This is a genomic window from Aquitalea pelogenes, from assembly GCF_041914625.1.
Taxonomy (GTDB): Bacteria; Pseudomonadota; Gammaproteobacteria; order Burkholderiales; family Chromobacteriaceae; genus Aquitalea; species Aquitalea pelogenes.
In genome coordinates this window covers 35241-60210 of the sequence record NZ_JAYSDA010000003.1, presented here as the reverse complement: position 1 = coordinate 60210, position 24970 = coordinate 35241, and the positions used below count along the sequence as shown (strand labels likewise).

The 24970-nt window shown below is 60.1% G+C and carries 27 protein-coding genes and 1 pseudogene; 12 read left to right on the top strand and 16 right to left on the bottom strand.

Annotation, left to right across the window (positions count from 1 at the left end):
- The first annotated feature begins 78 nt into the window (after positions 1 to 78).
- A complete protein-coding gene (locus ACE3SE_RS03620) occupies positions 79 to 1473 on the top strand; it encodes a B12-binding domain-containing radical SAM protein (protein WP_131354660.1) in 1395 nt (464 codons plus the stop codon).
- Between the two features lie 128 nt (positions 1474 to 1601).
- On the opposite strand, the gene ACE3SE_RS03615 is transcribed toward ACE3SE_RS03620, so the two are convergent.
- From ACE3SE_RS03615 to ACE3SE_RS03600, 4 genes are all read right to left on the bottom strand, one after another.
- Positions 1602 to 2078 carry an FKBP-type peptidyl-prolyl cis-trans isomerase gene (locus ACE3SE_RS03615; RefSeq protein ID WP_045848513.1) on the bottom strand — a complete coding sequence of 159 codons (477 nt, stop codon included), beginning with the start codon at positions 2076 to 2078 and terminating at the stop codon, positions 1602 to 1604.
- 106 nt (positions 2079 to 2184) lie between these two features.
- Positions 2185 to 2556 (bottom strand): ExbD/TolR family protein, encoded by a 372-nt coding sequence (locus ACE3SE_RS03610; protein ID WP_374553934.1) that lies wholly within the window; start codon positions 2554 to 2556, stop codon positions 2185 to 2187.
- 48 nt (positions 2557 to 2604) lie between these two features.
- Positions 2605 to 3345, bottom strand: coding sequence for a MotA/TolQ/ExbB proton channel family protein (locus ACE3SE_RS03605; protein WP_374553933.1), 741 nt, complete (start codon positions 3343 to 3345; stop codon positions 2605 to 2607).
- 32 nt (positions 3346 to 3377) lie between these two features.
- On the bottom strand, positions 3378 to 4082 hold the full coding sequence (locus ACE3SE_RS03600) for an energy transducer TonB (protein ID WP_374554049.1): 705 nt from the start codon (positions 4080 to 4082) through the stop codon (positions 3378 to 3380).
- 223 nt (positions 4083 to 4305) lie between these two features.
- Here ACE3SE_RS03600 and ACE3SE_RS03595 point away from each other — a divergent pair, with 223 nt between their 5' ends.
- From ACE3SE_RS03595 to ACE3SE_RS03550, 10 genes are all read left to right on the top strand, one after another.
- A complete protein-coding gene (locus tag ACE3SE_RS03595) occupies positions 4306 to 6579 on the top strand; it encodes a TonB-dependent receptor (RefSeq protein WP_374553932.1) in 2274 nt (757 codons plus the stop codon).
- A 69-nt stretch (positions 6580 to 6648) separates the two neighbouring features.
- Positions 6649 to 8166, top strand: coding sequence for a PepSY domain-containing protein (locus ACE3SE_RS03590; protein ID WP_374553931.1), 1518 nt, complete (start codon positions 6649 to 6651; stop codon positions 8164 to 8166).
- A 129-nt stretch (positions 8167 to 8295) separates the two neighbouring features.
- On the top strand, positions 8296 to 9027 hold the full coding sequence (gene phnF / locus ACE3SE_RS03585) for a phosphonate metabolism transcriptional regulator PhnF (RefSeq protein ID WP_165494085.1): 732 nt from the start codon (positions 8296 to 8298) through the stop codon (positions 9025 to 9027).
- Between the two features lie 134 nt (positions 9028 to 9161).
- Positions 9162 to 10175 (top strand): putative 2-aminoethylphosphonate ABC transporter substrate-binding protein, encoded by a 1014-nt coding sequence (locus ACE3SE_RS03580; protein ID WP_374553930.1) that lies wholly within the window; start codon positions 9162 to 9164, stop codon positions 10173 to 10175.
- An 88-nt stretch (positions 10176 to 10263) separates the two neighbouring features.
- Positions 10264 to 10827, top strand: coding sequence for a phosphonate degradation HD-domain oxygenase (locus tag ACE3SE_RS03575; protein ID WP_374554048.1), 564 nt, complete (start codon positions 10264 to 10266; stop codon positions 10825 to 10827).
- Entirely contained in the window at positions 10824 to 11963 is a 1140-nt protein-coding gene (locus ACE3SE_RS03570; protein WP_374553929.1) for a putative 2-aminoethylphosphonate ABC transporter ATP-binding protein, read from the top strand. The genes ACE3SE_RS03575 and ACE3SE_RS03570 overlap by 4 nt, the downstream gene beginning before the upstream one ends.
- Positions 11951 to 13648, top strand: a complete 1698-nt coding sequence (locus ACE3SE_RS03565) for a putative 2-aminoethylphosphonate ABC transporter permease subunit (protein WP_374553928.1) — start codon at positions 11951 to 11953, stop codon at positions 13646 to 13648. Before ACE3SE_RS03570 ends, ACE3SE_RS03565 begins: the two co-directional genes overlap by 13 nt.
- A 67-nt stretch (positions 13649 to 13715) precedes the next feature.
- Positions 13716 to 14825 (top strand): 2-aminoethylphosphonate--pyruvate transaminase, encoded by a 1110-nt coding sequence (locus ACE3SE_RS03560; RefSeq protein ID WP_374553927.1) that lies wholly within the window; start codon positions 13716 to 13718, stop codon positions 14823 to 14825.
- Positions 14826 to 14827: 2 nt separating this feature from the next.
- Positions 14828 to 15643 (top strand): phosphonoacetaldehyde hydrolase, encoded by an 816-nt coding sequence (phnX, locus tag ACE3SE_RS03555; protein WP_045848504.1) that lies wholly within the window; start codon positions 14828 to 14830, stop codon positions 15641 to 15643.
- Positions 15640 to 17058 carry an FAD-dependent oxidoreductase gene (locus ACE3SE_RS03550; RefSeq protein WP_374553926.1) on the top strand — a complete coding sequence of 473 codons (1419 nt, stop codon included), beginning with the start codon at positions 15640 to 15642 and terminating at the stop codon, positions 17056 to 17058. Before phnX ends, ACE3SE_RS03550 begins: the two co-directional genes overlap by 4 nt.
- Before the next feature lie 81 nt (positions 17059 to 17139).
- Here the strand turns inward: ACE3SE_RS03550 and ACE3SE_RS03545 are convergent, their stop codons facing one another.
- Positions 17140 to 18045: a LysR family transcriptional regulator gene (locus ACE3SE_RS03545; protein ID WP_374553925.1), complete on the bottom strand. Its 906-nt coding sequence runs from the start codon at positions 18043 to 18045 to the stop codon at positions 17140 to 17142.
- A gap of 100 nt (positions 18046 to 18145) precedes the next feature.
- Here ACE3SE_RS03545 and ACE3SE_RS03540 point away from each other — a divergent pair, with 100 nt between their 5' ends.
- Positions 18146 to 19231 (top strand): tartrate dehydrogenase, encoded by a 1086-nt coding sequence (locus ACE3SE_RS03540; protein WP_374553924.1) that lies wholly within the window; start codon positions 18146 to 18148, stop codon positions 19229 to 19231.
- 129 nt (positions 19232 to 19360) lie between these two features.
- On the opposite strand, the gene ACE3SE_RS03535 is transcribed toward ACE3SE_RS03540, so the two are convergent.
- The 11 genes and pseudogenes from ACE3SE_RS03535 to ACE3SE_RS03485 all read right to left on the bottom strand — a co-directional run bounded on the left by ACE3SE_RS03535 (position 19361) and on the right by ACE3SE_RS03485 (position 24955).
- Positions 19361 to 19726, bottom strand: coding sequence for a sulfite exporter TauE/SafE family protein (locus tag ACE3SE_RS03535; RefSeq protein WP_131354703.1), 366 nt, complete (start codon positions 19724 to 19726; stop codon positions 19361 to 19363).
- 51 nt (positions 19727 to 19777) lie between these two features.
- A complete protein-coding gene (locus ACE3SE_RS03530; protein WP_242673609.1) occupies positions 19778 to 20212 on the bottom strand; it encodes a CZB domain-containing protein in 435 nt (144 codons plus the stop codon).
- A gap of 12 nt (positions 20213 to 20224) precedes the next feature.
- Positions 20225 to 20494: pseudogene (locus ACE3SE_RS03525) on the bottom strand (methyl-accepting chemotaxis protein); the annotation flags it as partial.
- Positions 20495 to 20921: 427 nt separating this feature from the next.
- Positions 20922 to 21572, bottom strand: a complete 651-nt coding sequence (locus tag ACE3SE_RS03520) for a class I SAM-dependent methyltransferase (RefSeq protein WP_374553923.1) — start codon at positions 21570 to 21572, stop codon at positions 20922 to 20924.
- Positions 21569 to 21883 carry an ArsR/SmtB family transcription factor gene (locus ACE3SE_RS03515; protein ID WP_374553922.1) on the bottom strand — a complete coding sequence of 105 codons (315 nt, stop codon included), beginning with the start codon at positions 21881 to 21883 and terminating at the stop codon, positions 21569 to 21571. The genes ACE3SE_RS03520 and ACE3SE_RS03515 overlap by 4 nt, the downstream gene beginning before the upstream one ends.
- Positions 21884 to 22094: 211 nt before the next feature.
- Complete coding sequence (locus tag ACE3SE_RS03510) at positions 22095 to 22478, bottom strand: rhodanese-like domain-containing protein (protein WP_374553921.1); 384 nt, start codon at positions 22476 to 22478, stop codon at positions 22095 to 22097.
- 28 nt (positions 22479 to 22506) lie between these two features.
- Positions 22507 to 22644 (bottom strand): DUF3149 domain-containing protein, encoded by a 138-nt coding sequence (locus ACE3SE_RS03505; protein ID WP_131360787.1) that lies wholly within the window; start codon positions 22642 to 22644, stop codon positions 22507 to 22509.
- 92 nt (positions 22645 to 22736) lie between these two features.
- Positions 22737 to 23051, bottom strand: coding sequence for a hypothetical protein (locus tag ACE3SE_RS03500; protein WP_374553920.1), 315 nt, complete (start codon positions 23049 to 23051; stop codon positions 22737 to 22739).
- Positions 23052 to 23056: 5 nt separating this feature from the next.
- A complete protein-coding gene (locus ACE3SE_RS03495) occupies positions 23057 to 23368 on the bottom strand; it encodes a rhodanese-like domain-containing protein (protein WP_374553919.1) in 312 nt (103 codons plus the stop codon).
- A 7-nt stretch (positions 23369 to 23375) separates the two neighbouring features.
- Complete coding sequence (locus tag ACE3SE_RS03490) at positions 23376 to 24722, bottom strand: TolC family protein (RefSeq protein WP_374553918.1); 1347 nt, start codon at positions 24720 to 24722, stop codon at positions 23376 to 23378.
- The gene (locus ACE3SE_RS03485) at positions 24719 to 24955 is read right to left on the bottom strand and encodes a YgaP family membrane protein (RefSeq protein ID WP_374553917.1); all 237 of its coding nucleotides are present in this window, start codon (positions 24953 to 24955) and stop codon (positions 24719 to 24721) included. The genes ACE3SE_RS03490 and ACE3SE_RS03485 overlap by 4 nt, the downstream gene beginning before the upstream one ends.
- Positions 24956 to 24970 lie beyond the last annotated feature (15 nt).

Here is a 24970-nt window from a genome sequence, read left to right as displayed (position 1 = left end):
AGGTAGGATTGAAAATTGGAGTAAAAATAGTTGAACAACAAAAGAAATTAACATCCCGATCCGGATGGGGAGAATATCATGAAGGTTTTATTAATCTGTCCCTACCTTGATGACCCGACCATCAAGCGTAACGATTTTCTTCCCTCTGCCGCATTACTCAGCCTGGCTGCGGTATTGCGCAATGAAGGTCATCAGCCCATCCTGCTGGACCTGAACAGTAAAAGAACCCACCAACAGGCAGAACCCACCCGTTACTGCCATGACCGTATCATCCAGACCATCAAACAGGAAAACCCCGACCTGGTAGGCATCTCGTTTCTGTTTTCCGGTTTCATGCAAACCGCCATGGATTATGCGCGTACGGTAAAGCAGACCAACCCGGACCTGAAAATCATTACCGGGGGAATTCATGCCACCACCTACCCGCATGAAATCCTGAAAAACTGCCCGGATTTCGACTACATCGCACTGGGTGAGGGTGAGCCGCAAATGGTCGCCATTGCCAACAGAATGGCCGCGGGTGAGCTGGGTAATCTGAAAGAAATTAAGTCTTTCGCCTTCCGCGACCAGGATGGCAAGGTGCATGTCAATCAAGAACGCGAGTGGATCAACTATGAAGACCTCCCCATGCAGGCATGGGACATGGTTGATTTCACCGAATTCGAGATGGATTTGAGCGGCTATTCCAACTTCAAAGGGCACGATATCAAGAATGTCGTTCCTGTCATCTCCGAGCGTGGCTGCCCGTTCAAATGCACATTCTGCGACATGTATATCGTGCAAGGCAGAAAACTCCGTCGTCGTACTCCGCAGCGCTTTGTTGATGAGCTGGAGTATCTGGTCAATGAAAAGAACCAGCGCTTCTTCACCTTCATGGATGACAACCTGACGGTCGACAACAAGCATATTCTGGGCATCTGCAATGAAATCCTGCGCCGTGGCCTGGATATCCAGTTCACCACTGCCGGTGGCCTGGGCATGAACAGCCTGAAAACCGAGGTGATTGATGCCATGGTGGCGGCAGGCATGACCTCCGCCCTGCTGGCACCCGAGCACGGATCAGAATACATCCGCAATACCGTCATCAAAAAAGGCTTGAAGCGCGACACGATTTATAAAGTCGTTGAAGACTTGAAAAAGCATCGCGTCAGTCTGGCCGGTAACTGGATCATGGGTTTTCCTGAAGACACCAATGAAACGCTGCAGGAAACCATGGACATGATTGATGAGCTGCAACTGGATCGCAACTGGGTTGGCACGCTGATTCCCTTCCCCGGCACACCGGTGTTTGACCAGTGTGTGCGTGACAAGCTGTTCATTGAAGACATCGATATGGGCAATTTGTGGCGCGTCCCGGTACGGGCCCATCAGGAAGGCTGCGTCATCAAGCCTTACAATATGTCACTCACCGACCTGTTTGACTGGCGGCGCAAATTCATTGATATCCGCTTCAAATACATGCGCGCGCTGTGAGGCCCGCTCTCTGTGCAGCGACAGGCTGGATACCGGCAAACGGACAAGAAAAAGCCCTGAACATTCAGGGCTTTTTTCATGTGACAGCTTGATATCAAGCCGTCAGGCGGGCGGGAAAACTCCGTCAATCAATGCTGATGGCCGTGTTCGCCATGTACATGCTGGTGGGCGATTTCTTCGGCAGTCGCCTCGCGCACGCTCAGCACGGTAATGGCAAAGCGCAGCGCCTTGCCGCACAGCGGATGGTTGCCATCCAGCAGCACGGTAGGGCCTTTGATCTTGGTGACAAAGTAATAGCGCGGCTGGCCGTCCGGGCCCATGCGCTGGATCTGGCCACCCACCTTGATACCGGGCGGGAATTCAGCCTTGGGCATGGTGGTGACCAGCGCTTCGTCACGCTCGCCAAAGGCGTCTTCGCATGCCAGTTCCAGTGCAGTCTGGAAACCGGCTTCCTGACCTTCCAGTGCTTCTTCCAGCTTGGCAAACAGATTGTCGTAATCGCCATGCAGATAGGAAACCGGATGCTTGCCATCGTCGTAAACCTGACCCTGGGCGTCGGTCACTTTCATGCGCAGCGTAACGGCGGAATTTTTGGTGATTTTCATGGCAGCAAAATAAGCGTGGAAACAAAGGCGGCAGGTTGGCAGGTAGGCAAGCGGGTGTCAACTGTCGCGCCCCCTGCGCTGGGTGGCGGGCATTGGCCCAGGCGCTTCAATGCGCCTGCGGCTGGGTGACAAAGGCAATGCGGTTGACCCCGGCCTGCTGGGCCAGTGCCATCACCGCCGCGACCGCCTGATACGGCGTGGCCTGATCCGCCTGCAGTTGCAGCTCCGGATTCCCCACACTGGCAGCTTGCAGTTGTGGACTGAGGGCCGCCTGGCTGATGGCCTTGCCATCCAGCGTCACGCTGCCGTCGCGTGCCAAGCTCAGGTGCAACACTTTCTCTTGTGGCTTGTCCTGCGTGGCCACCGTTCTGGGCAGGTCAATGCCCACTGCCTGATGAAACAAGGGCGCGGTAATCATGAACACCACCAGCAACACCAGCATCACATCCACCAGCGGAGTGGTGTTGATTTCGGCCATGGGCTGGCCATGCTGGCCTGAAGACGAAAAGCCGTGGAATGCCATTGCTCAAGCCCCCTTGCCGGCAGACTGCGGCTGCAATGAGCCGCCGGGCATGGTTTGGGACTGGGGCTGGCGTACCCCGGCCACCAGATAGGCATGCAGGCCATGGGCAAAGCCTTCCAGTGCAGCCAGCATCAGGCGGTTGCTGCGGGTGCAGGCGTTGTAGGCCAGTACCGCCGGAATGGCGACAAACAGGCCGATGGCGGTCATGATCAGCGCCTCGCCCACCGGGCCGGCCACCTGATCGATATTCATCTGGCCATGGCCGGACAGATTGATCAGGGCGTGATAAATCCCCCATACCGTACCGAACAGGCCGATGAAAGGCGCGGTGGCACCGATGGAAGCCAGCACGGTGAGGCCCTGCTCCAGCCGGGACTGCGCTTGCAACAAGGCCTGTTGCAGGGTGCGGCCCAGATACTCACCCGCATCCAGCTCGCCACCCAGGCCCAGGCCGGACTTGCCCGCGTAGGCCTGTGCAGCCTCGTCGGCCTGCTGTGCAATACCGCTGAGCAACTGGCTGCCGTCCCGTGCTGCCAGTGCCTGCCGGGCAGCCTGCTTGCTGCTTGCCTGCCAGAAAGCTGGCAGCGCATGACGCAGGGCCTGGCGCAAGCGCCACTGCTCCAGCAGCTTGATCAGCAACAGGCTCCAGCTGGCAATCGACATCAATACCAGCAAGATGGCCAGCACGTGGGATACCGCATCCCCCTGCTGCCAGAAATGCACCAGACCCAGTTGTGTATCCATGATGTTTCCTTGCAATGAGTCAGCCCCGGCGCTTAATGGCCAAGGCGAAAAGTGATGGGAACAATGACGGTGGAGTCAATCGCCTGCGCACCACGCCGGGCCGGGGTAAAGCGCCAGTTGGCCACCGCCTCCCTGGCCGCATCATCCAGCCGGGAAAAACCGCTGCCATGCTGGACGTCCACTGCTTCTGCCTGCCCGGCGGCCGAAACACGCACTCGCAGCAACACCCTGCCCTCTTCACCGTTACGCCGCGAGGACGGCGGGTAGACCGGTGCCGGGTTGTGCAGGTAGTCGGCGGTAAAACCCGCCTCGGTTGTGACTGGAGAATGCGCCTCTGCCGTAGCCTGAGGCGCTGCCGCAGCCGGGCTGACCGAACTGGTAGTGGTGGCCGTAGCCGTGCCAGACAACACAGCAGGCGCGGCCGGATGGGCAGAGGCCATGGGGGTGGCGGAAACCGGCTGCGTAGCCCTTGGTTTGGCCTGTGTGGCAGGCCGGGGCGAATGGACCGGCGGCTGCGCTCTGGTGGGCAATGGTCTGGCCACGGCTTGTGATATGGCAGGCTGGGCAGTGCGCATCTGCACCACCATCCTTGTCGGCAGCGCCTGTGCCGGCCGGGTTTGCTGCAAGCCCAGCAGCCAGTTGGCCAAGGCGGCATGCAGCAGCAACACCGCCAGCACGCAAGCCGCCCGGCTGTGCTGCCTTTCCTGTCTGCTACCAAGCCCCCTTACCTGCACCATCGCCTGCACTTACGCTCTCCCTTGTTGCCAGGCAAGCCGATGCGGCTGCCAGTGCGGGAGCAACCTTAGCAGGATTTCACCCCACCCCCGTGCGACCAATTGCCGCAGCCGGCAAAGTTCCCCGCTGCGACAAAATGCCACATTCCCGCCCCATGCCTGGCAGGGCATCATCCACGCCGCTTAACAAAATCTAACGTCATCAAAACAAGAGCGAGCTTTCCTGATGAGACACTGCGCAGCGTTTTCCCGTAACCGGCTGGTACTGGCCGTCACCCTGGCCCTGGGGCAGATCAGCCTGGCCCATGCCGACAATACCGACAAGCAATTGGCCGAAGTGACCGTGCAATCGCAGGCTGACAGCAGCCTGCCGGACAACCTGCCCGCCACCACCAGCAGCATGCGTGCCGACAAGATTGCCCAGACCACCAATGTCACCAGCACCGAAGACACGGTGAAATACCTGCCGGATGTCCAGGTACGCCGTCGTTACATTGGCGACCAGAACAGCATCATCGCCACCCGCACCTCGGGCCAGACCAGCAGCGCCCGTGCCCTGCTCTATGCCGACGATATCCTGCTGTCCAACCTGCTGGGCAACAGCTATGCCTACCCGCCGCGCTGGAACCTGGTCAGCCCCGACGAAATCAGCCAGGTCAATGCCATTTACGGCCCGTTCTCGGCTGAATATCCGGGCAACGCCATTGGCAGCGTCATCGTGCTGAGCACACGCATGCCGGAGAAATTCGAAGCCCATGCCAGCAGCACCCTGTTTGACGAAAGCTTCAGCCAGTACAAGACCAGCCAGCATTTCACCGGCAGCAAGAATGAAGCCATGCTGGGCAGCCGTGAGGACCGGCTGGCCTGGATGATTGAAGCCGGGCATCTGGATAGCCTGGGTCACCCGGCCACCTTTGCCGCCAACCCCAACAAGTACACCGGTGCCAGCGCGGCCACCACGGTGAGCGGTGCAGTAAGCGATGTGGACACCACCGGTGCCAAACGGCTGATTGTCGGAGCCACCGGTGCCGAGCATTCGATTCAGGACAATGCCAACTTCAAGCTGTCCTACGACCTTACCCCGACGCTGAAACTCAACTACACGCTGGGCTACTGGCAAAACAATTCCACCGTGTCGGTCAACAGCTATCTGCGCGATGCCGCCGGTAATCCGGTTTACACCGGCATCGTCAGCATCGACGGTCAGAAATACAATCTGGCCAATGCCTTCCAGCCCAGCAAAAAGCAGCAGGAACACCTGCTCAACGCCCTGTCCTTCAAGACCAGCACCGACGGCAGCTGGGACTGGCAGGGCAATATCAGCATTTATGATTTCAGCAAGGACAGGCAGCGCAGCGCCACTGCCGGGCTGACCGGCGCCGGCACCATTACCGACCTGTCCGGCACCGGCTGGCAGACGGTGGACCTGAAAGGCGACTGGCGTCCCGGCGGCAGCCTGGCCAGCTCACACCAGCTGCGCTTTGGCTACCACTACGACCATTACGCGCTGAACAGCCACAGCTATGCCACCAGCGACTGGCAGTCCGGCACGCAGGGCAGCCAGACCGCCGCCTTTGTCGGCAATACCCAGATTCACGCCCTGTTTGCCCAGGATACCTGGCGGCTGCAACCCGGCGTGCAGCTGATTGCCGGTGGCCGTTACGAGTGGTGGTCTGCCTTTGGTGGTGCCACCACCAGCGGCCAGAACACCTACCATGACCCGGCGCGCAGCCAGCAGTTCTTCTCGCCCAAGGCCGCGGTGGTGTTCGACCTGAACGACAAATGGTCGCTGCGCACCGCCTATGGCCGTGGCTACCGCACCCCGACCGTGGCCGAGCTGTTCCAGGGTTCGGTGCCCAGCAGCAATACCATCGTCAACAACAACCCCAACCTGAAAGCCGAGCGGGCCGATACCGGCGAAGTCACCGCCACGCGCCAGCTGCAAGGCGGCACCCTGCGTCTGACCGCCTTCCGCGAGCAAGTGAGCGATGCCCTGCTGTCGCAGACCAACACCACCGTCACCCCCAATGTCACCAATATCCAGAACATTGACCGGGTCGTCACCAATGGTCTGGAAGTAGCCTTCGAGCAAACCGACATCGGCCTGCGCGGGCTGGATTTCAGCGGCAACATCACTTATGCCAAGTCGCAAATCCGCGCCAACAGCAATAACCCGGCCTCGGTGGGCAAACCCTTCCCCGGCATTCCGCTATGGCGCGCCACGGCGGTGCTGAGCTACCACCAGAACGACAAGCTGTCGTACTCGCTGGCCGCGCGCTACAGCAGCTTCCAGAGTTCGGATGTGGGCAACACGGTGATCAATGGCGGCGTATACGGTGCCAACAGTGCCTATCTCATCATGGACACGCGCATCAGCTACAAGCTGGACCGCCAGTTCACCGTGGCGCTGGGCGTGGACAATCTCAACAACTACAAGAGCTTTGCCTACCACCCCATGCCGCAGCGCACCACCTATGCACAGCTGAAATTCGACTACTGACCCCGGCCTGTCTTGAGCCATCCGGCGTGTGCTGTTCGCAGCGCACGCTGTTTTCATGGAAGAACCTGCATGAAGCGCCTGCTGTTTCTCGCCCATCGCTGGCTGGGCATCAGCCTGTGCCTGTTGCTGCTGCTATGGTCTTTTTCCGGCTTGATGATGATCTATGCCGGGCCTTCCGGCATCAGCCCCGATGTGCGCCTGGCACACAGCCAGCCATTGCCGGTGGCCGAAGCCGGACACTGGCTCAGCCTGAGCGAAGCCTGGCAGCGCAGCGGCCTCGCCACCACGCGCCAGCCAGCCACCGCCCGGCTGAGCATGCAGGCAGGCGAAGCCGTCTGGCTGGTGACCGACACCACCGGCCAGCGCCTGCGCATATCCGCACAGGATGGACAGCTGCGCCCGCTCACCCCGGCACAGGCCGTGCAGATTGCCCGCGACTGGTGGCCCGCCAGCCAGCAGGCCCGCTTGCAAGCCGCATTCGAGCGCGATGCCAGCACCGCCATGATGAACTACGACCCCTACCGGCCGTTTTATCGCGTGGCGCTGGATGATGCCGAGCAGCACGAAATCACCATCTCGCAACACAGTGGCGAGGTGGTCAAATCCACCACCCGCATGCAGCGCATCCTGTTCTGGAGCGGCAGTTACCTGCATTTTCTGCGTCCGCTGGATGCCATTGGCCTCGCGGAAGCCAGAAAGCCCATCCTTACCTGGGGCGCGCTGGCTGCCTTGCTGTCGGTGTGCAGCGGGCTGTGGCTGGGTGCGGGGCGCTGGCGTCCGGCCTGGCTTGGCAAACGCCCTTATCCCAATGGCAGCAGCAACCCTTACCGCGCCTTGTGGCAGCGCTGGCATCTGTGGCTGGGCTTGTCTGCCGGCCTGCTGGCTTTTACCTGGTGCCTGAGCGGCTTTCTGTCCGGCAACCCATGGCAGCTGTTTGGCCCGCAAGGCAGTCATGGCAAAGCGCATCAGCATGGCCAGCCCGCCCTGGACTCCGTCGCCACCGCGCTGCCGATGGCGCAGATTGCCGGGCAATTGCAAACAAAATCGCCTGCGCCTGCGGTGGAACTGAACTGGGTTCAGCTGGGCGGGCAACAGCAATTGCAAGCCGAGGACAGACAAGGCCGTGTCTGGCTACTGGCTGCATCCGGGTCGGATCGTCCGCCACAGCAAGCAGGCTTCAGCAAGGATGCCGTGCTGGCTGCGGTGCGCAGTGCCCAACATGCCACTCCCATCCACGCCGCGGATTTGCTGCAGCAGGACGACGACTATTACTACAGCAGCCCGCGCATCAGCCGCGCCGAGCGCCCGCTGCCGGTATGGCGCATCAAACTGGCTGACCCTGCCGCCAGCTGGCTGTATGTGAATCCGCAAACCGGAACCACCGTGCTGCAAGTCAAGCAAGGTCAGCGCAGCTTGCGCTGGCTGTTCAGCGCGCTGCACAACTGGGACCTGCCCATCCTGCGGCACCGGCCGCTGTGGGATGGCTGGATGCTGCCGGGCAGTCTCGCTTGCGTGGCACTGTCGCTCACGGCCCTGGTACTGGGCTGGCGTCGCCTGACTCACCGCAAGACAGGGCCGCGCCGTTGAAAACAGGCCGACCGCAGCATGCGAGCGCCTCTGGTCAGGCCGCAGCATGGTCGTGACAAGCCGGGAAACCATGCAGGACAACTGTGCGATGCCATGCTATTGTCTGCAAAAAATCCTGATGCCCTTGCCATGAATACGCGCCTTAACCGCCCTGCCGGAACCCCGCTCTGGTTACAAATCGATGCCACGCTGAGTCAGGAAATCCTGTCGCGCACCCTGACTGGCCGACTCCCCAACGAGCAGGCACTGGCAGAGCGCTTCGGGGTCAACCGCCATACCGTGCGACAGGCCATCCAGAACCTGCAAGACAAGGGGCTGGTGCGCATCGAGCGTGGGCGCGGCACCTTTGTGCAGGAAGAAATCATCGCTTACCGGCTGGGCAAGAGCAGCCGTTTCTCCCACAGCCTGTCCGCCCAGCATCTGGTCAGCGATGTCGATATCCAGTCCTGCCATTTCGAACCGGCCACGGCCACGGTGGCCGAACTGCTGAAGGTGGATAGCGGCAGCCAGGTGCTGCGGGTGGAGTCGCTGGACCTGGCCGATGGCAAGGTGGTGAGCGTGTGTACCCAGTATTTCCCCCTGCCGCGCTTTGACGGCTTCATTGATATCTACCGCAACAGCAAAAGCACCAGCGAAGCTTTTGCCAGCAAGGGCATCACCACCTTCCAGCGCGTCCTCAGCCGTATCAGTGCCCGACTACCGCGACCGGAAGTCGCCGCCGCCCTGCAGCAGGGCAAGCAGCAACCCATCCTGTATGTGGAAAGTGTTTACGCCGACCCGGACGGCCAGCCCATCGAATACGGCATCACCCGCTTTGGTGGTGACACCGTTCAGGTCGAAGTAACACCGGACAGCCTGTAAGCCTTGCCATCCCTTTATGCCGGGCATGTGGTTTTTTTGCTCTCAAAGACATCTAGACGTCTAGATGTAAACAGGCTGTAATGTTGCCTGCGTAAAGTGCACTGCGTCCACCAACCCGATGCAAGGCTATCAACATGCAGGCTTATCGCTCCCTTATTGCCGCCGCCCTCGCGCTGGCCAGCTGTACCGTGTTTGCCGAGACCACGCTGACCGTTTACACCGCGCTGGAGGCCGACCAGTTGCAGGCCTATCAGCAAAAGTTCGAGCAGGAAAACCCGGACGTGAAACTGCGCTGGGTGCGAGACTCCACCGGCATCATCACTGCCAAGCTGCTGGCAGAAAAAGCCCGCCCGCAGGCGGATGTGGTGATGGGCGTGGCCGCGTCCTCGCTGCTGTTGCTGCAAAAAGAAGGCATGTTGCAGCCTTATGCACCGAAAAACGTGCAAAAACTGTCGCGCCAGTATGTTGATACTGCCGCTACCCCGTCCTGGGTAGGCATGGACGTGTGGGGTGCAGCCATTTGCTTCAACACCGTGGAAGCCGCCAAGCAAGGCCTGGCCAAACCGGAAAGCTGGAAAGACCTGCTCAAGCCGCAGTACAAGGGCAAGATTGTCATGCCCAACCCGGCCTCCAGCGGCACCGGCTATTTCGATGTCGCCGCCTGGCTCACCCTGTTTGGCGAAAAACAGGGCTGGTCCTATATGGACAAGCTGCACCAGAACATTGCCCAGTACACCCACTCCGGCTCCAAGCCGTGCAAGCAGGCTGCCGCCGGCGAATTCCCCATCGGCATTTCCTTTGAATACCGTGCGGCCAAGCTGAAAGAAGGCGGCGCACCGATTGACGTGATTTTCCCCAAGGAAGGCCTGGGCTGGGACCTGGAAGCCACTGCCATCATGAAGGGCAGCAAGAACCTGGCCGCGGCGCGCAAGCTGGCGGACTGGTCGGCCTCGCAATCCGCCAACGAGCTGTATGAAAAGAACTTCGCCATCGTGGCCATGCCCGGCATTGCCAAACCCAGCCCGCTGATTCCTGCCGATTATGAAAAACGGCTGGTGAAGCAGGACCTGCACTGGTCCGCCCAGAACCGCGAACGCATTCTGGCAGAGTGGACCAAGCGCTACGACGCCAAATCCGAAGCGAAATAAGCTCATCGGCCCCGCGCACAGCCGTGCCGGGGCCCGCCAGCCCTGCCCTTGTGCGGCGGGGCTGGCCTGTTAATGGAGTCTGTCTGTGATGTATCCCGCTTTCCAGACACTGGATGAAGTGTTCGAGCTGCTCTCCCGCCGCGGCACCGCCCTGTATGGCGGCGAGGCCGTCAGCCAGCTGGAGCATGCCTTGCAAAGCGCACTGGCTGCCGAACAGTCCGGTGCCGATGCCAGCCTGATCACCGCGGCCCTGTTGCATGACATCGGTCATATCGTGTGCGAACAGGGCGATGACGATGTGGCCAATGGCGTGGACGACCACCACGAGGCAGTCGCCGTACAGCTGCTGTCCACCCTGTTTGGTGAGGATGTCTGCCTGCCCATTGCCCTGCATGTTGCCGCCAAGCGTTACCTGTGCCACAGCGAAGCGGGCTATCTGGACAGCCTGTCCAGCGCCTCGCGCCTGTCACTGGCCTTGCAGGGCGGGCCGATGTCCGCGGCCGAAGCCGAGCGCTTCATGCGCCGCCCGCACGCTGCGGCTGCCCTGGCCCTGCGGCAGCACGACGACATAGCCAAGATTCCGGCACTGGCCACCCCGCCCTTGCAGCATTACCGGCTGATTGCAGCCCAAGCCCTGAAAGCACAGCCATGAAGCCTGACCCTGCCTTCCTGCTACAGCAAAGCGGCTCCGCAGACGCTACCACCCGGCCCTATCTGCAACTGCGCGGCATCAGCAAGCGCTTTGGCAGCCACACCGTGCTGAACCAGCTGGACCTGAACGTCAACAAGGGCGAGTTCGTCTGCCTGCTGGGCCCGTCCGGCTGCGGCAAAACCACCTTGCTGCGCCAGATTGCCGGGCTGGACCTGCCCGACACCGGTCAGGTCATCATGGGCGAACGTGATATCACCTTGCTGCCCCCGGCCAGACGCGACTACGGCATCGTGTTCCAGTCCTATGCGCTGTTTCCCAATCTGGATGTCGCCGCCAATATCGCCTACGGCCTGACCGGCCGACGCGAGGACAAACAGCGGCGGGTGAGCGAGTTACTGGCCCTGATCGGCCTGGACGGCATTGCCAGCAAGTATCCGTTCCAACTGTCCGGCGGCCAGCAGCAACGGGTGGCGCTGGCGCGCGCGCTGGCCACTTCGCCCTCGCTGCTGTTGCTGGATGAACCGCTGTCGGCACTGGATGCCCGGGTACGCGAGCATCTGCGCCGGGAAATCCGCAGTCTGCAACAAAAGCTGGGCATCACCACCATCATGGTGACGCACGACCAGGAAGAAGCGCTCACCATGGCCGATCGCGTGGTGGTGATGAATGCAGGCTGTATCGAACAATGCGGCAGCCCGCTGGAGGTGTACCGCAACCCGGCTACCCGCTTTGTCGCCAGCTTTGTCGGCCAGGGCAATTTCCTGCCCGCCCGTGCGCTGGGCACAGACCAGATCCGCCTGGGCGAACAGCTGCTGCAACTGCCGCATCCCCACTTGCGCGGGGACGGACAGGCGCTGGATGTGTTCATCCGCCCGGAAGACATCGTGCTGCATGCACAATGGCCGGCCACTACCGATGCCGTGCTGGCGGATGTCGGCAAAACCGAATTGCTTGGTGCAATCTACCGCCTGCATCTGCAGGTGCCCGCCTGGGGCGGGGCCAGTATCCAGGCCGACCTCAGCCACAGCCAGCTGGAACTGCTGGATGCCGGCCCGCAACGCAGGCTGGGCGTATCGCTCAAGCTGGCACGCTGCCAGTTGTTTGATGCCAGCGGGGAGCACGCATGCCTATCCTGAGACGTTCCCGCCGCCTGGCCGCCAGCGCGGATGAAACATTGGCCGGACTGCTGCAGTGGCTGTTGCTGGCAGTGCTGGTGGTGGCGGTACTGCTGCCGCTGGCGGCGATACTGGGCAAGGCCCTGACCGATGCCGACGGGCAATTTGCCGGCTTCATGCAAATCAGCAAGACGCTGTCACAGCCCGGGCTGCTGCGTGCCATGAATGGCAGCCTGCAAGTGGCAGTGCTGAGCACCCTGCTGGTGGTACCGCTGGCCTATGGCTATGCCGCTGCGCTGTGCCGGGTGCAGCTGCCCATGCGCGGACTGTTCCGCTTGCTGGCGTTGCTGCCCTTGCTGGCACCGTCCTTGCTGCCCGGCATTTCACTGGTTTACCTGTTCGGCAATCAGGGCTTGCTGAAAGAATGGCTGCCCGGCGGCAGCATCTACGGGCTGACCGGCATCGTGCTGGGCGAAGCTTTTTACACCTTCCCGCATGCGCTGATGATCCTGCTCACCGCACTGTCGGTGGGCGATGCCCGGCTGTATGAAGCTGCTGGCACGCTGGGCGCAGGCCGGGTGCGACAGTTCCTGACCATTACTCTGCCCGGCAGCCGTTACGGCGTGATATCGGCTGCGCTGCTGGTGTTCACCCTCACCGTCACCGACTTCGGTGTGCCCAAAATCATTGGCGGCGCCTTCCCGGTGCTGGCGGTGGAGGCGTACAAGCAGGTGATCGGCCAGCAGAACTTTGCCCAGGGTGCGGTCATCGGCTTGCTGCTGCTGTTACCGGCTGTTCTCTCTTTTGTGCTGGACCAAGGCCTGCAACGGCGACAACAAGCGCAACTGTCGGCCAAATCCCAACCCTTGCAAGCCTTGCGCGGCTGGCCTGCGCGCCTGCTGGCACTGGGCTTTTGCAGCCTGATCGGGGCGGGCCTGCTGCTGATGATGGGCACCGCCATTGCCGCAGCCTTCATCCGGCAATGGCCCTACCAGATGACATTCACCCTGGCGCACTTCAACTTCGACCAGGTGGATGGCGGCGGCTGGCTGGCATTCGGCAACAGCCTGCGCATGGCGCTGGCCACTGCGGTACTGGGCAGCAGCCTGGTGTTTCTGGGTGCATGGAGCAGCTGCAAGTTGCGCAGCGCCAGACTGGGCGGCAGCTTGCTGCATGCAATTGCCATGCTGCCGATGGCGGTGCCGGGCCTGGTGCTGGGGCTGGGTTACATCTTCTTCTTCAATAGCGATGCCAACCCCTTGCATGGCTTGTACGGCAGCATGGCCATTCTGGTGCTGTGCACGGTGGCGCATTACACCACCACGGCACACATGACGGCACGCACCGCGCTGACGCAGCTGGACCCGGATTTCGAACCGGTGGCCGCCTCGCTCAAGGTGCCGCTGTGGCTGACGCTGTGGCGTGTCACCGTGCCCGCCTGCCTGCCCGCCATTCTGGAAATTGCCCGCTACTTCTTTGTTTCGGCCATGACCACGGTATCGGCCGTCATCTTCCTGTACACCCCGGATACCGTACTGGCCGCCGTGGCGGTGCTGAACATGGATGATGCCGGCGACACCGCAGCCGCCGCCGCCATGGCCACCCTGATCGTGGCCAGTGCCGCCGTGGTCTGCCTGCTGTTTGCCGTGCTGTCCCATGCCTTGCTGCGGCAGCACCAGCGCTGGCGCCAAGCGGCAACACGCTGATTCTCTTGCACCGGGCCTTGCCCGGTTTATCTGACCTCCGAAAGACATCTAGATCACTGGAAAAACCATGCGTGAACCCATCTTGCTGACCCCCGGCCCGCTCACCACCAGCCTGGCCACCAAAACCGCCATGCTCAAGGACTGGGGCTCCTGGGACCATGACTTCAACACCCTCACCGCCAGCGTATGCAGCGACCTGCTGGCCATCGCCCACGGCACCGCCGAACATGTTTGCGTCCCGCTGCAAGGCTCCGGTACTTATGCGGTGGAAGCAGCCATTGCCAATCTGCTGCCACGCGACGGCAAACTGCTGGTCCTCATCAACGGAGCCTACGGCAAGCGCATGGCGCTGATTGCCCACACCCTGGGCCGCGCATTCAGCGTGTATGAAACCGAGGATGATCAAGTACCGGAACCGGCAACGGTGGCCCGGCTGCTGCAAGAAGACCCGGCCATCAGCCATGTCGGCCTGATTCACTGCGAAACCAGTACCGGCATCCTCAACCCGCTGAGTGAAATTGCCGCCATCGTGCACGCTGCAGGACGCAAGTTGATTGTGGATGCCATGTCCAGCTTTGGCGCACTGGATATCGATGTTGGCCAGTTGCATGCCGAGGCGGTGATTGCCAGCAGCAACAAATGCCTGGAAGGCGTGCCCGGCATGGGCTTTGTCATCATGCGGCGTGACAGCCTGCTGGCCAGCCGCGGCAACAGCCACTCGCTGGCGCTGGACCTGCTGGCGCAATACGAATACATGCAATCCACCGGCCAGTGGCGCTTCACCCCGCCCACCCATGTGGTGGCCGCCTTGCGCATGGCGCTGGACCAATACCTGGCCGAAGGCGGCCAGCCGGCACGCCTGGCCCGTTACCAGCGCAATGCAGCCGTTCTGCAACACCAGCTGCAACAGGCAGGCCTGCAACTGTTTCTGCCCACTGCACGGCAAGCGCCCATCATCCTGACCTTCCGCGCGCCCGCTCATCCGGACTATCGCTTCGGCCAGCTGTACGAAGCCGTGCGCAACAAGGGCTTTGTGCTCTACCCCGGCAAGCTCACCAGCCAGGAAACCTTCCGCGTCGGTTGCATCGGCGCCATCGATCAGGCCGAACTGGAACAAGCCTGCCACGCCATCACCACCACCATCCGCGAACTCGGCTGGACCACACAAGGAAACTGAACATGCAAGGCTATCAACATCTGGAAGCTGTGATTTTCGACTGGGCCGGTACCGTGGTGGACTTCGGCTCTTTCGCCCCCACCCAGGTACTGATCGACGTATTCGCTGCCCAGGGCATTGCGGTAAGCATGGCCGAAGCACGCATCCCCATGGGCCTGGCCAAGTGGGACCACATCAAGGCGCTCGGTCAGCTACCGGACGTGGCCGCCCGTTGGCAGGCGCGCTTTGGCAGCCCCATGCAGGATGCGGATGTCGACCGGCTGTATCAGCAGTTCATGCCCTTGCAGGTGGAACGGGTGGGCGAATATTCGGCACCGATTCCGGGTGCCATCGACACCATCAACCAGTTGCGGGCCCGTGGTTTGAAGATTGGCAGCTGCTCCGGCTATCCGCGTGTGGTGATGGACCGCCTGCTGCCGCTGGCCGCGGCTGCAGGCTATGCGCCGGACCACACCGTGGCCACTGATGACCTGCCGGCAGGCGGCCGCCCGGGGCCGTGGATGGCGCTGGCCAATGTGCTGGCGCTGGCGCTGAAGGATGTGCGTCATTGCGTCAAGGTGGATGACACCGTCCCCGGCATTGCCGAAGGCCTGAGTGCCGGCATGTGGACCGTGGGGCTGTCGGCCAGCGGCAATGCGGTTGGCCTTACAGCAGAAGAATGGCTGGCACTCTCCCCGGCACAACAGGAGAGCCGTCGTCAGCCGGCCGCCAGCCAGCTCACGGCGGCAGGCGCGCATTATGTGGTGGATACCATTGCCCAGCTACCGGCGGTGCTGGCGCTGATTGACGCCAGAATGACCAAGGGTGAGCGCCCATGAGCCAGCTTCCCTACTGGCTGGCCGAAGCGCTGGCCGCCGAGCGCAGCCCGCCACGACCCGCGCTACAGGGCAGGCAGCGTGCCGATGTCTGTATTGTCGGCGGCGGATTCACCGGCCTGTGGACCGCCATCATGTGCAAGCAGGCCAGGCCGGACTGGCAGGTGCTGGTACTGGAAAAGGCCCGCTGCGGCAGCGGTGCCTCCGGCCGCAACGGTGGCTGCATGCTGACCTGGTCCACCAAGTACCCTTCGCTGCGCCGCTGGTTTGGTGACAGCGAAGCCAGCCGACTGGTACAGGCATCCGAACAGGCCGTAGCCGACATCGCCAGTTTTTGCCAGCAACACGCCATAGACGCCGACATCCGGCTGGGCGGTGCCGTGTATGCCGCCAGCAACCCGGCGCAAATCGGCCGTCTGGCCCCGGTACTGTCCATGCTGCAAGAACACGGCCTGAACAGCTGGACTGCCCTGTCCCCGGCCCAAACCCGTGCGCTCAGTGGCTCTGCCCTGCTGCAGGACGGCTACCACAGTGCGCCGGCCGGCAGCCTGCAACCGGGCAAGCTGGTGCGGGGACTGCTGCGCGTGGCCAGCGAAATGGGCGTGCAGGTGCATGAACACAGCGCCATGACCCATCTGCAGGAGAACGGGCAGGTCATCCTTCATACCGCGCAGGGCCAGGTGGAAGCCAGCCAGGCCGTGCTGGCGCTCAACGCCGACATGCCCGGACAGTTTCCTGCCTTTGCCAACAGCATCCTGCTGGTTTCATCCGACATGATCATCACCGACGCCCGCCCCGGGGAAATCAGCACACTGGGGCTGGAGCGCGGTCAGGCAGTGTGCGACCTGCGCACCTTCGTCCACTACTGGCGCAGCACGCCGGACGGGCGGCTGATGCTGGGCAAGGGCGGCAACCACATTGCCTTTGGCAACCGCATGCAAGCCTGTTTCGACCAGCCCAGCCGTCATGCGGCAGCCTTGCAGCTCACCATGGGACGGCTTTTCCCCAGCCTGGCCACGGCACCGGTAGTGCAAAGCTGGACTGGCGCGTCAGATCGCTCCGCCACCGGCTTTCCCTTTTTTGGCCGGCTTCCCGGCCATCAACGGGTGCTGTACGGGCTGGGTTACTCCGGCAACGGCGTGGTGCAGTCCCATCTGGGTGGGCGCATCCTGTCCTCGCTGCTGCTGGGCGAGCGCAATGCCTGGACCGACAGCGGGCTGGTGCGCGGCCCGCTCGCCCACTTCCCGCCCGAACCGCTGCGCTGGTGCGGCGCCATGCTGGTGCGCAATGCCATTCGGCGCGTGGAACAGGCCGAAGACCGGCAGCACAAGCCGCGCTGGCTGGACAGCAGGCTGGCCGCCTGTGCCGGCATGGCGGGCAAAACCGACCATGCCAAGCCGGATGCTGTGCATGGATAAGGCAAGTACACAGCAGCCGGGCCTGCGGTCTGACAGTCGGTCTGGCAGTCGGTCTGGTGGACAGTCCGGCACCCGGTCAGGCTAGCCCGCCAGACGGGTGGCAAACCATTGCTGCAAAAAGGCAACACACACCCGCACCTTGGCCGAAGCGGAAGAACGTTCGGGATACACGGCCCAGACATCGGCCGGCTGGTATTGCTCAGGCAAGATGTGCAACAGGCGTCCTTGCTGCACGTCATCTGCCACATCCCAGGCCGAGCGCAGGATGATGCCGTGGCCGTCCAGCGCCCATTGCCGGGCGATTTCGCCGTTGTTGCTGGCCAGCCTGCCCCCCACCCGCACCACTTGCTCGCCTTGCGGGCCGTGCAAGGTCCAGCGGCCATAGTCCTGGTCCCGCTCGCGGATCAGGATGCACTGGTGCCGCGCCAGTTCTGCCACTGACGCCGGCATACCGTGGGCAGCCACATAGGACGGTGCAGCACACAATATCCGTCGGTTGGCGGCAATGCGGCGGGTAATGACATTGCCTTCGCGCACGCTGCCCACGCGGATATCCAGCTGGAAGCCCTCCTCTACCAGATCCACCGCCCGGTCCAGCAATTCCAGCTGTATTTCCAGTTGCGGCTGCTGCAGGGCCAGCGCCGACAGTGCGGCCGCCAGCTTGCTGCGGCCAAAACCGCTGCTGCTGCAAATGCGGATCAGCCCGTCGGCCTGTGACTTCTCCTGCGATACCGCTTCGCCCATCAGCCGCACATCTTCCAGGATGCGCAGCGCCCACTGATGCACCACCTCGCCCTGTGCGGTAAGGCCGACTTGCCGCGTGGTGCGGTGAAACAGGCGCTCCTTGATGGCATGCTCCAACAGGCCGATACGCTTGCTGACCAGCGCCTTGGACACCCCCATGGCACGGGCGGTGGCGGCAAAGCTGCGGTGACGCACTACCTGGCAAAACAATTGCAGATCATCCAGCTGCGGCGTTTCGTTCACGATTCATGTCCAATCAATCAACAGTAAACAGGATTGTAAATGCGGCGTAGCTTGTTAAGCTCGGTTTTTGCCTGCGGACTGCTCAAGGAAAGTCGATACCATGAAACACAAAATTGCCGTGATTGCCGGGGACGGGATCGGTCAGGAAGTCATGCCGGAAGGGCTGCGCGTACTGCAAGCGGCCAGCCGCCGGTTTGGTCTGGAACTGGAGTTTCAGGTTTTCGACTGGGCCAATTGCGACTACTACCTGCAACACGGACAGATGATGCCGGACGACTGGCATGCGCAACTGTCCGGCTGTGACGCCATCTATTTTGGCGCGGTGGGCTGGCCGGACAAGGTGCCGGACCATGTGTCGCTATGGGGCTCCTTGCTCAAGTTCCGCCGTGCATTCGACCAGTACGCCAATGTGCGCCCGGTGCGGCTGATGCCCGGCATTCCCTGCCCACTGGCTGGCAAGCAGGTGGGCGATATCGACTTCATGGTGGTGCGCGAGAATACCGAGGGCGAGTACTCCTCCATCGGCGGCCGCATTTTTGAAGGCACCGAACGGGAAACCGTGGTGCAGGAATCCATCTTCACCCGCCACGGCACCGATCGCATCCTGAAATTTGCCTTCGAGATGGCACAAAAACGGCCGAAAAAACACCTCACCTCCGCCACCAAATCCAACGGCATCGCCATCAGCATGCCCTACTGGGACGAACGGCTGGAGGCCATGGCCGGGCATTACCCGGATGTGGCCTGGGACAAATACCACATCGACATCCTTACTGCACGCTTCGTCCTCAGCCCGGAGCGCTTTGATGTAGTGGTGGCGTCCAACCTGTTCGGCGACATCCTGTCCGACCTGGGCCCGGCCTGCACCGGCACCATCGGCATTGCCCCATCGGCCAACCTGAACCCGGAACGCAACTTCCCTTCGCTATTCGAGCCGGTGCACGGCTCCGCCCCGGACATTTACGGCCAGGGCATTGCCAACCCGATTGCCATGATCTGGTGCGGCGCGATGATGCTGGAATTCCTGGGCCAGGGAGATGCCCGCTATCAGGCAGCGCACGATGGCATCATGGCAGCCATCCACAAGGTACTGGAACACGGCCCGCGCACCCCGGACATGGGGGGCGATGCCAGCACGCAAATGCTGGGACAGGCCATTGCACAAGCCTTGACAGAGGCAGGCTGATTCAGCGCAAACGGAAACAGCAAAGCCCTGAATTTTCAGGGCTTTTCCGAGCATCTGGCACAGAGGAAGGCATCGATAACACAAAGCTGCCCAACCAGCCGTAACAAGCATGTTCAAGCCATCACGTGTTCAACGCCGGCCATCCCAGAAGACATAGCAGCCCAGCACAATCAGAAACAGGCCGAACAGGCTTTTCATGAGCTTTGAATCAAGCTGACTAACCCCACGGGCGCCAATCCAGGCACCCAGCATCAATGACAGGGCAATCAGCACCGCAGCCTTGAAATTGACCTCCCCTTGCCGGTAGTACTCCAGTACGGCCAGTACCCCGACGGGTGGCAGCAATACGGCCAAACTGGTGCCCGTTGCCATTTTCTGAGAGAAACCGACTCCGTACAGCAAGGCAGGCACAATCAGCACCCCGCCTCCAATGCCAAACAAGCCGGACAAGATGCCGGCACACAGACCTATCAGAACAAACAGCACACTATCCATACGAATTGCTCCAGATGCACAAAGCCAATCCGATGGCTCCAGGCACAGGCCTTAATGTCCACACCCTGTAAAACTGCCCATTTCTGCATTCACCGCCATGCGCTCCAGTTCCGCAATCACTGCAATGCTGGCATCTTCCATTGCGGCAATTTCTTTGGTGGTCTTCTCTGCATCTCCCGCAGCAAAGGCTGCCAGGGCCTGCAATGCATGCTGATGCACCAGTTCGTGAAAGCGCTCCAATTCCTTATAACCAGGAAGTTTGGAAAAGCACTGCTTGCCTTCACCCTGGTAATACCATTTACCCAAGCGGCAGTTGGTGTGCGTTGCAAAAGCATCTGCCTGCTCCTTCGTCACGCCCAAAACGACAAGGTAAACCCGGAACTTGTAGATGATGTGGTCGAACTTGGCGACTTCACAAAAGCCGCGCAGTGCATTGGAAGTCAGCGCCGTCTCTATCGCGCCAGTACTTTCCAGCAGCTCATGCATGACTTTCGAGGAATGTTGCCCATCCTGTGCCAGTTCTTGCGCCTCACTGGCCAGAGTCGCTATTTGCTCACGACTCTGGCTACTACTCTGGCGGATCTCTTCCACCAGAACGGCAATCTCGCTGGTTGCTCCAGTGGTCCGCTCTGCCAGCTTTCGTACCTCATCCGCAACGACGGCAAATCCCCGGCCTTGCTCACCGGCCCTGGCTGCTTCAATCGCAGCATTCAGGGCCAGCAGATTGGTTTGGTCCGCAACTTCCTTGATCAGGTTCACTATCCCGCCAACTTTCTGTGCTTGCTGATCAAGCGCACCGATATGGCTGGCGGTACTGCTGGAACTACCAGCCAATGTCGCCAACTTGGACGACATATTGCTGACGGCATTACGTGACTCGGTCGACAAGGCTCTTTCATGCGCGACCTGTTCAATTTCAGAACGCATCGCATCTGCCAGCGTTGACAATGAAGATTGCCCATCACGCATCGATGTCGAAAATGTCACCAGATTGGCTAATAGTTGCTGATGACTGGCAAGCTTTTTCTCCAGGCTCGCTTTTTCATGCTGCATTTGCTGTTGCTGCAACTGTGACTGTTCCAGCTGATGGCGCAATGACATGAGCTCAGCCTGAGCCTGCGCATACTGGGTTTGCAGGACTGCGACTTCAGCATTTTTCTTGAAAAAAAACATGGCTCAGCCTTATTGAATTGAACTACCCGGCATCAGATATTTTTTGCGCCACCATGCCGATCACGGATGACATCCCGCAGTGTCGCATTCCCTCTTGCAAGACTTTTTCATACTCCTGCAGCTCGATAAGCTTGCACGCGGAAAATGCTTCACGCAGCAGTTCCGGGGTATAGAGATGGTCCAGCGAAGAAGGCCCGCCCGTTCCATGCATCAGTTGCTGAGGGTTATAACCCAACAACAGGATATGACCTCCTGGTTTGCACAGATTCAGCATGTCGGCAAACTGCTTTTTCCTTTGTTCAGGATCCGCATACTGAATGAATACTGCGATAACCCAGTCATAGCGGTTGTGCTCCGAGCTGTCCGGCCACTGCAAATCAAGCATGTCACCATGCTGAAAATCGACACAAACCTGGCGGGCTGCAGCCAAGCGTCTTGCTTTTTGCAATGCGGTGACGGAGAACTCTACTGCTGTAACTTTCAAACCAAGCCCAGCAAGCCAGACAGAGTTCCGTCCTTCTCCATCGGCCAGACAGATAGCGGTTTGTCCTGTCTGAAACAATTCCTTCTTGCTGGCCAAGTATTCGTTTGGCTCCATGCCAAACAAAAAACCGTCTCCTGCTGACTGATAACGCTGCTCCCAGTCAGCACCACCACTGGATATGGAACTCATGCTTTCCCCCTGAGCATTTCATCGATATAGGTCTTTTTTATTGTCTTGAGCATCGCGGCAATATTCTTGTCCTGAATGGAATAGAAAATTGAGCGTCCTTCTTTACGCGTAGCAACCACTCCATTGAGCCGCAAGACAGTCAGTTGCTGAGACAAGGAAGGCTGACGCAAGCAGCTGAGCGACCCTAATTGGGCAACCGTTTTCTCGCCTTGCAACAAGTTATACAAGAGGCATAGACGATCCGGATTTCCCAGGATCTTGAACTTGTCCGCCACTTGCCTTGCAGTCTCTTTGAGTGGATCAGATTCCATGGCGCGAGGCTCCATCAGATTTTCTTCACAAGCGCTGACAGGGTTGATAGGTATCGCACGCGTTTATCTGCAATGCACATACTTCCAATCCCATGTTCTGTCTGATTTGGTTGAATTGGATCTTGAAGAGAATCAGTTGCCAGCGCATGAAGCCGGATGGCTACTGAACAAGAGAGAAACCCAGGTGCACCTTATGTGCACCTGGGAATATTCAGTCGAAACTGATTGCGGGCTGCTCCGTCTGCCGGGCGGAGGCATGCCATGCATCATAACCACCGGCGAGCGAGCTCACCTGTATAAACCCCATCGAAGCAAGTGACTGCGCAGCCAATGCTGCCCGGCCACCCGTCTTGCAATAGACCAGAATCTGGCGATCGGTATCTTGCAGGGCTGGATTGGAAGACAGGACAAATTCCAGCATTCCACGCGGGATGTTCAATGCCCCTGGCAAGTGGCCTTCTTGATATTCACCTGGCTCACGTACATCGAATAGTAAGACAGTTGCATCACCAACCAGGCTGTCGGCCTGCTCCAGGGATATTTCTGTGATTGATGCTTTGGCTTTCACAACCAATTCATGGGCAGGGATAAACATTTCCACTCCTGAGTTTAGAACGCAACACTCAGTCGTTGGGGCCGGCTTTTTTCACCTTGTTAACAACAATCCAGACCGCACCCACAACCACTACGGTTGCAATGACAATGGTGATGATGCTGAGCACACCTACATCATCCGAAAGCAACTCTTTCCACAGTTCCATGATTGATCCTCCCAAAGAGATGAAATCCATTAACCATGCTATTAGTATGGTTTTAACGCTCTTTGACCAGGATCAACATCAATGAAACATTATCACTTTTTCTTAAATATAGCGTGCCGAACAAAGACAGCAATACATAGCCCGATAGCAGCAACAGCACCTGCCGCAATGTAGAGCAGCTGGGTATAGACCTCGGATAAACCATAATGGTAGTAACCAAGCCCCATGGCGATGGCGAGGCTTAACATGATGCCCAACCGGAATACCAGGTAAAAAGACTTGTCTTTATTCAAATGCGCGGCCAATCGCTTCCATCCGCTCAATGACACCAGGCCCCCATCCAGACCAGCAACCAGAAATCCCAGCAGCACAAAAACTGCGGTATTTGATAACTGTGACTGGAGCATGTGCCTTACCTCCCCAACATCCGGTTGACCGTGGCGGTATTCTTGCCGTTAATCACCTCACTCACCCCACCATTCAGCAGCACTTTTCTCGCCATGGCGGACCGCGCACCCGAACGGCAATAAACCACAATAGGTTGACCAAGTTTCCTCAGTCTCTCCGTCTGTGCGGGCAAGGCAGACAATGGAATGTTGACCGCATCCTGTACATGTCCGCTGGCGAACTCACCAGGCTCTCGCACGTCAACAACCAGCACATTGGGGGGGAGCACCACAGGCTGACTGGGTGAGCCAAATAATCTGAAAATGAAATCGAACATGATGCCCTCAGCGCAACAGCTGGTTAAGCTGAATGATTCGGTTGATATCCAGCTGCCCGCGAGCAGCCTGCAATTGCAACCATGCCAATGCTGTCTGGTAGCGCGTTTGTGCCAGCTCACTCTCCAGGCCTGCCTTGGCCTGCTGGACATTCAGCACATCCAGCAGGGTGCGCGCCCCTTCGTCATGCCCCAGCTGTGTGGCATCCAGCTGACGCTGGATGGCAGCATTTGCCAGTTGCAGGGCCTTGATGCGACTCATCCCCTGACGCAGGCCAAGCCAGCTGGCACGTGCCATGTCTTCCACCGCATTACCGGTCTGGGCCAGCTGATACTCGCTGGCGTCACTGCGTGCCAGCGACTCCTCCAGCTTGGCACTGCGATATCCACCGGTGAAGATAGGGATATTCACTTCCAGCCCGATATAATTCTGGCGACCATTTTGCAGGGCTGAGCCAGCATGCCAGCGATCTTCACCCGCCTGTGCCACCAACTCCAGTTTGGGTGACTTCCACGACCGGTACTTTTCCACCTCAGCACGCGTCGCTTCACGGGAAGCCTGCGAAATGGCGATTTGCGGATTGGCTTGTCTTGCCTGCGCCACGATGGTGGCCAGATCCCCGGCGTCCAAGCCGGATTTTTCATCCAGTACCGACAGATCAGACAACCGCGTCGCTGACTCTCCGGTCAACAGGGCATAACGCTGTTCTGCCAGCTCGACTTGCTGACGAGAAGCCAGCAACTGCGCCTGTAGCAAAGCCAGCCTTGCCGATGCTTCTTCTTGCTCGGTAATGGGAATATCACCATTGCGATAGCGCGCAGTGGCCACATCCAGCGCCCGGCTAGTGGCCTGTAACTGGGTCTCCAGAGCGCGCAAGCTGGCACGCGCTGCCAGCACGCCGAAATAGCTGTCTGCGAGCCGCAGCATGGCCATCTGTCGTTTAAGCTCCAGTTGGGCACCACCGGCCTTGGCCTGTTGCTGTAGCTGTGTCGCATTGGCAAAGGCGGCGGCATCCAGCACCGGCTGACGCAACTCCACGCCCCAGTATTGCCGGCTGGCATTATTGAGGTCTGTGCTGAATTGCACTTGGTCTGATGCCATATTGGGCGTGGCAAAATGCGCGCCTTCGGTGTTTTGCACCAGTTGCCCTTGCCCTACTCCGGCACGTACCCCGACTTTGGGCTGATAGAACGAACGGCCCTGGGCATCGTATTGCGCATCGGCCCTGCCGCTGGACTGATCCGCCAGCCATTGCGGGTCATGCCCGGCTGCCGCCTGCCAGGCTTGTAACAAATCGGTCGCCTGTGCGACTGAGCCAAGCAGACTCAAGGCGACAAACAATATCCGGGGTGTCATGCACAGCCTCCTTTACCGCAGGACCCTGGGCTCTCAGGCACACCCAGCTTTTTCAGCAGGATGGCCAGCGGGCAGAAATTGGTCAGGCTGAACTGGAACAGGTTGGCTCCCACAAATGCAGTCAACCACAGGAAGTTGGCCGAAACAAAAACCGGACTGCCTTGTACGCCGAGCGCCAGACTCAGCAGTATCATCAAACCGGCAAAGAAACGGATGCAGCGCTCAACAGTCATGGTGTTCTCCTCGTG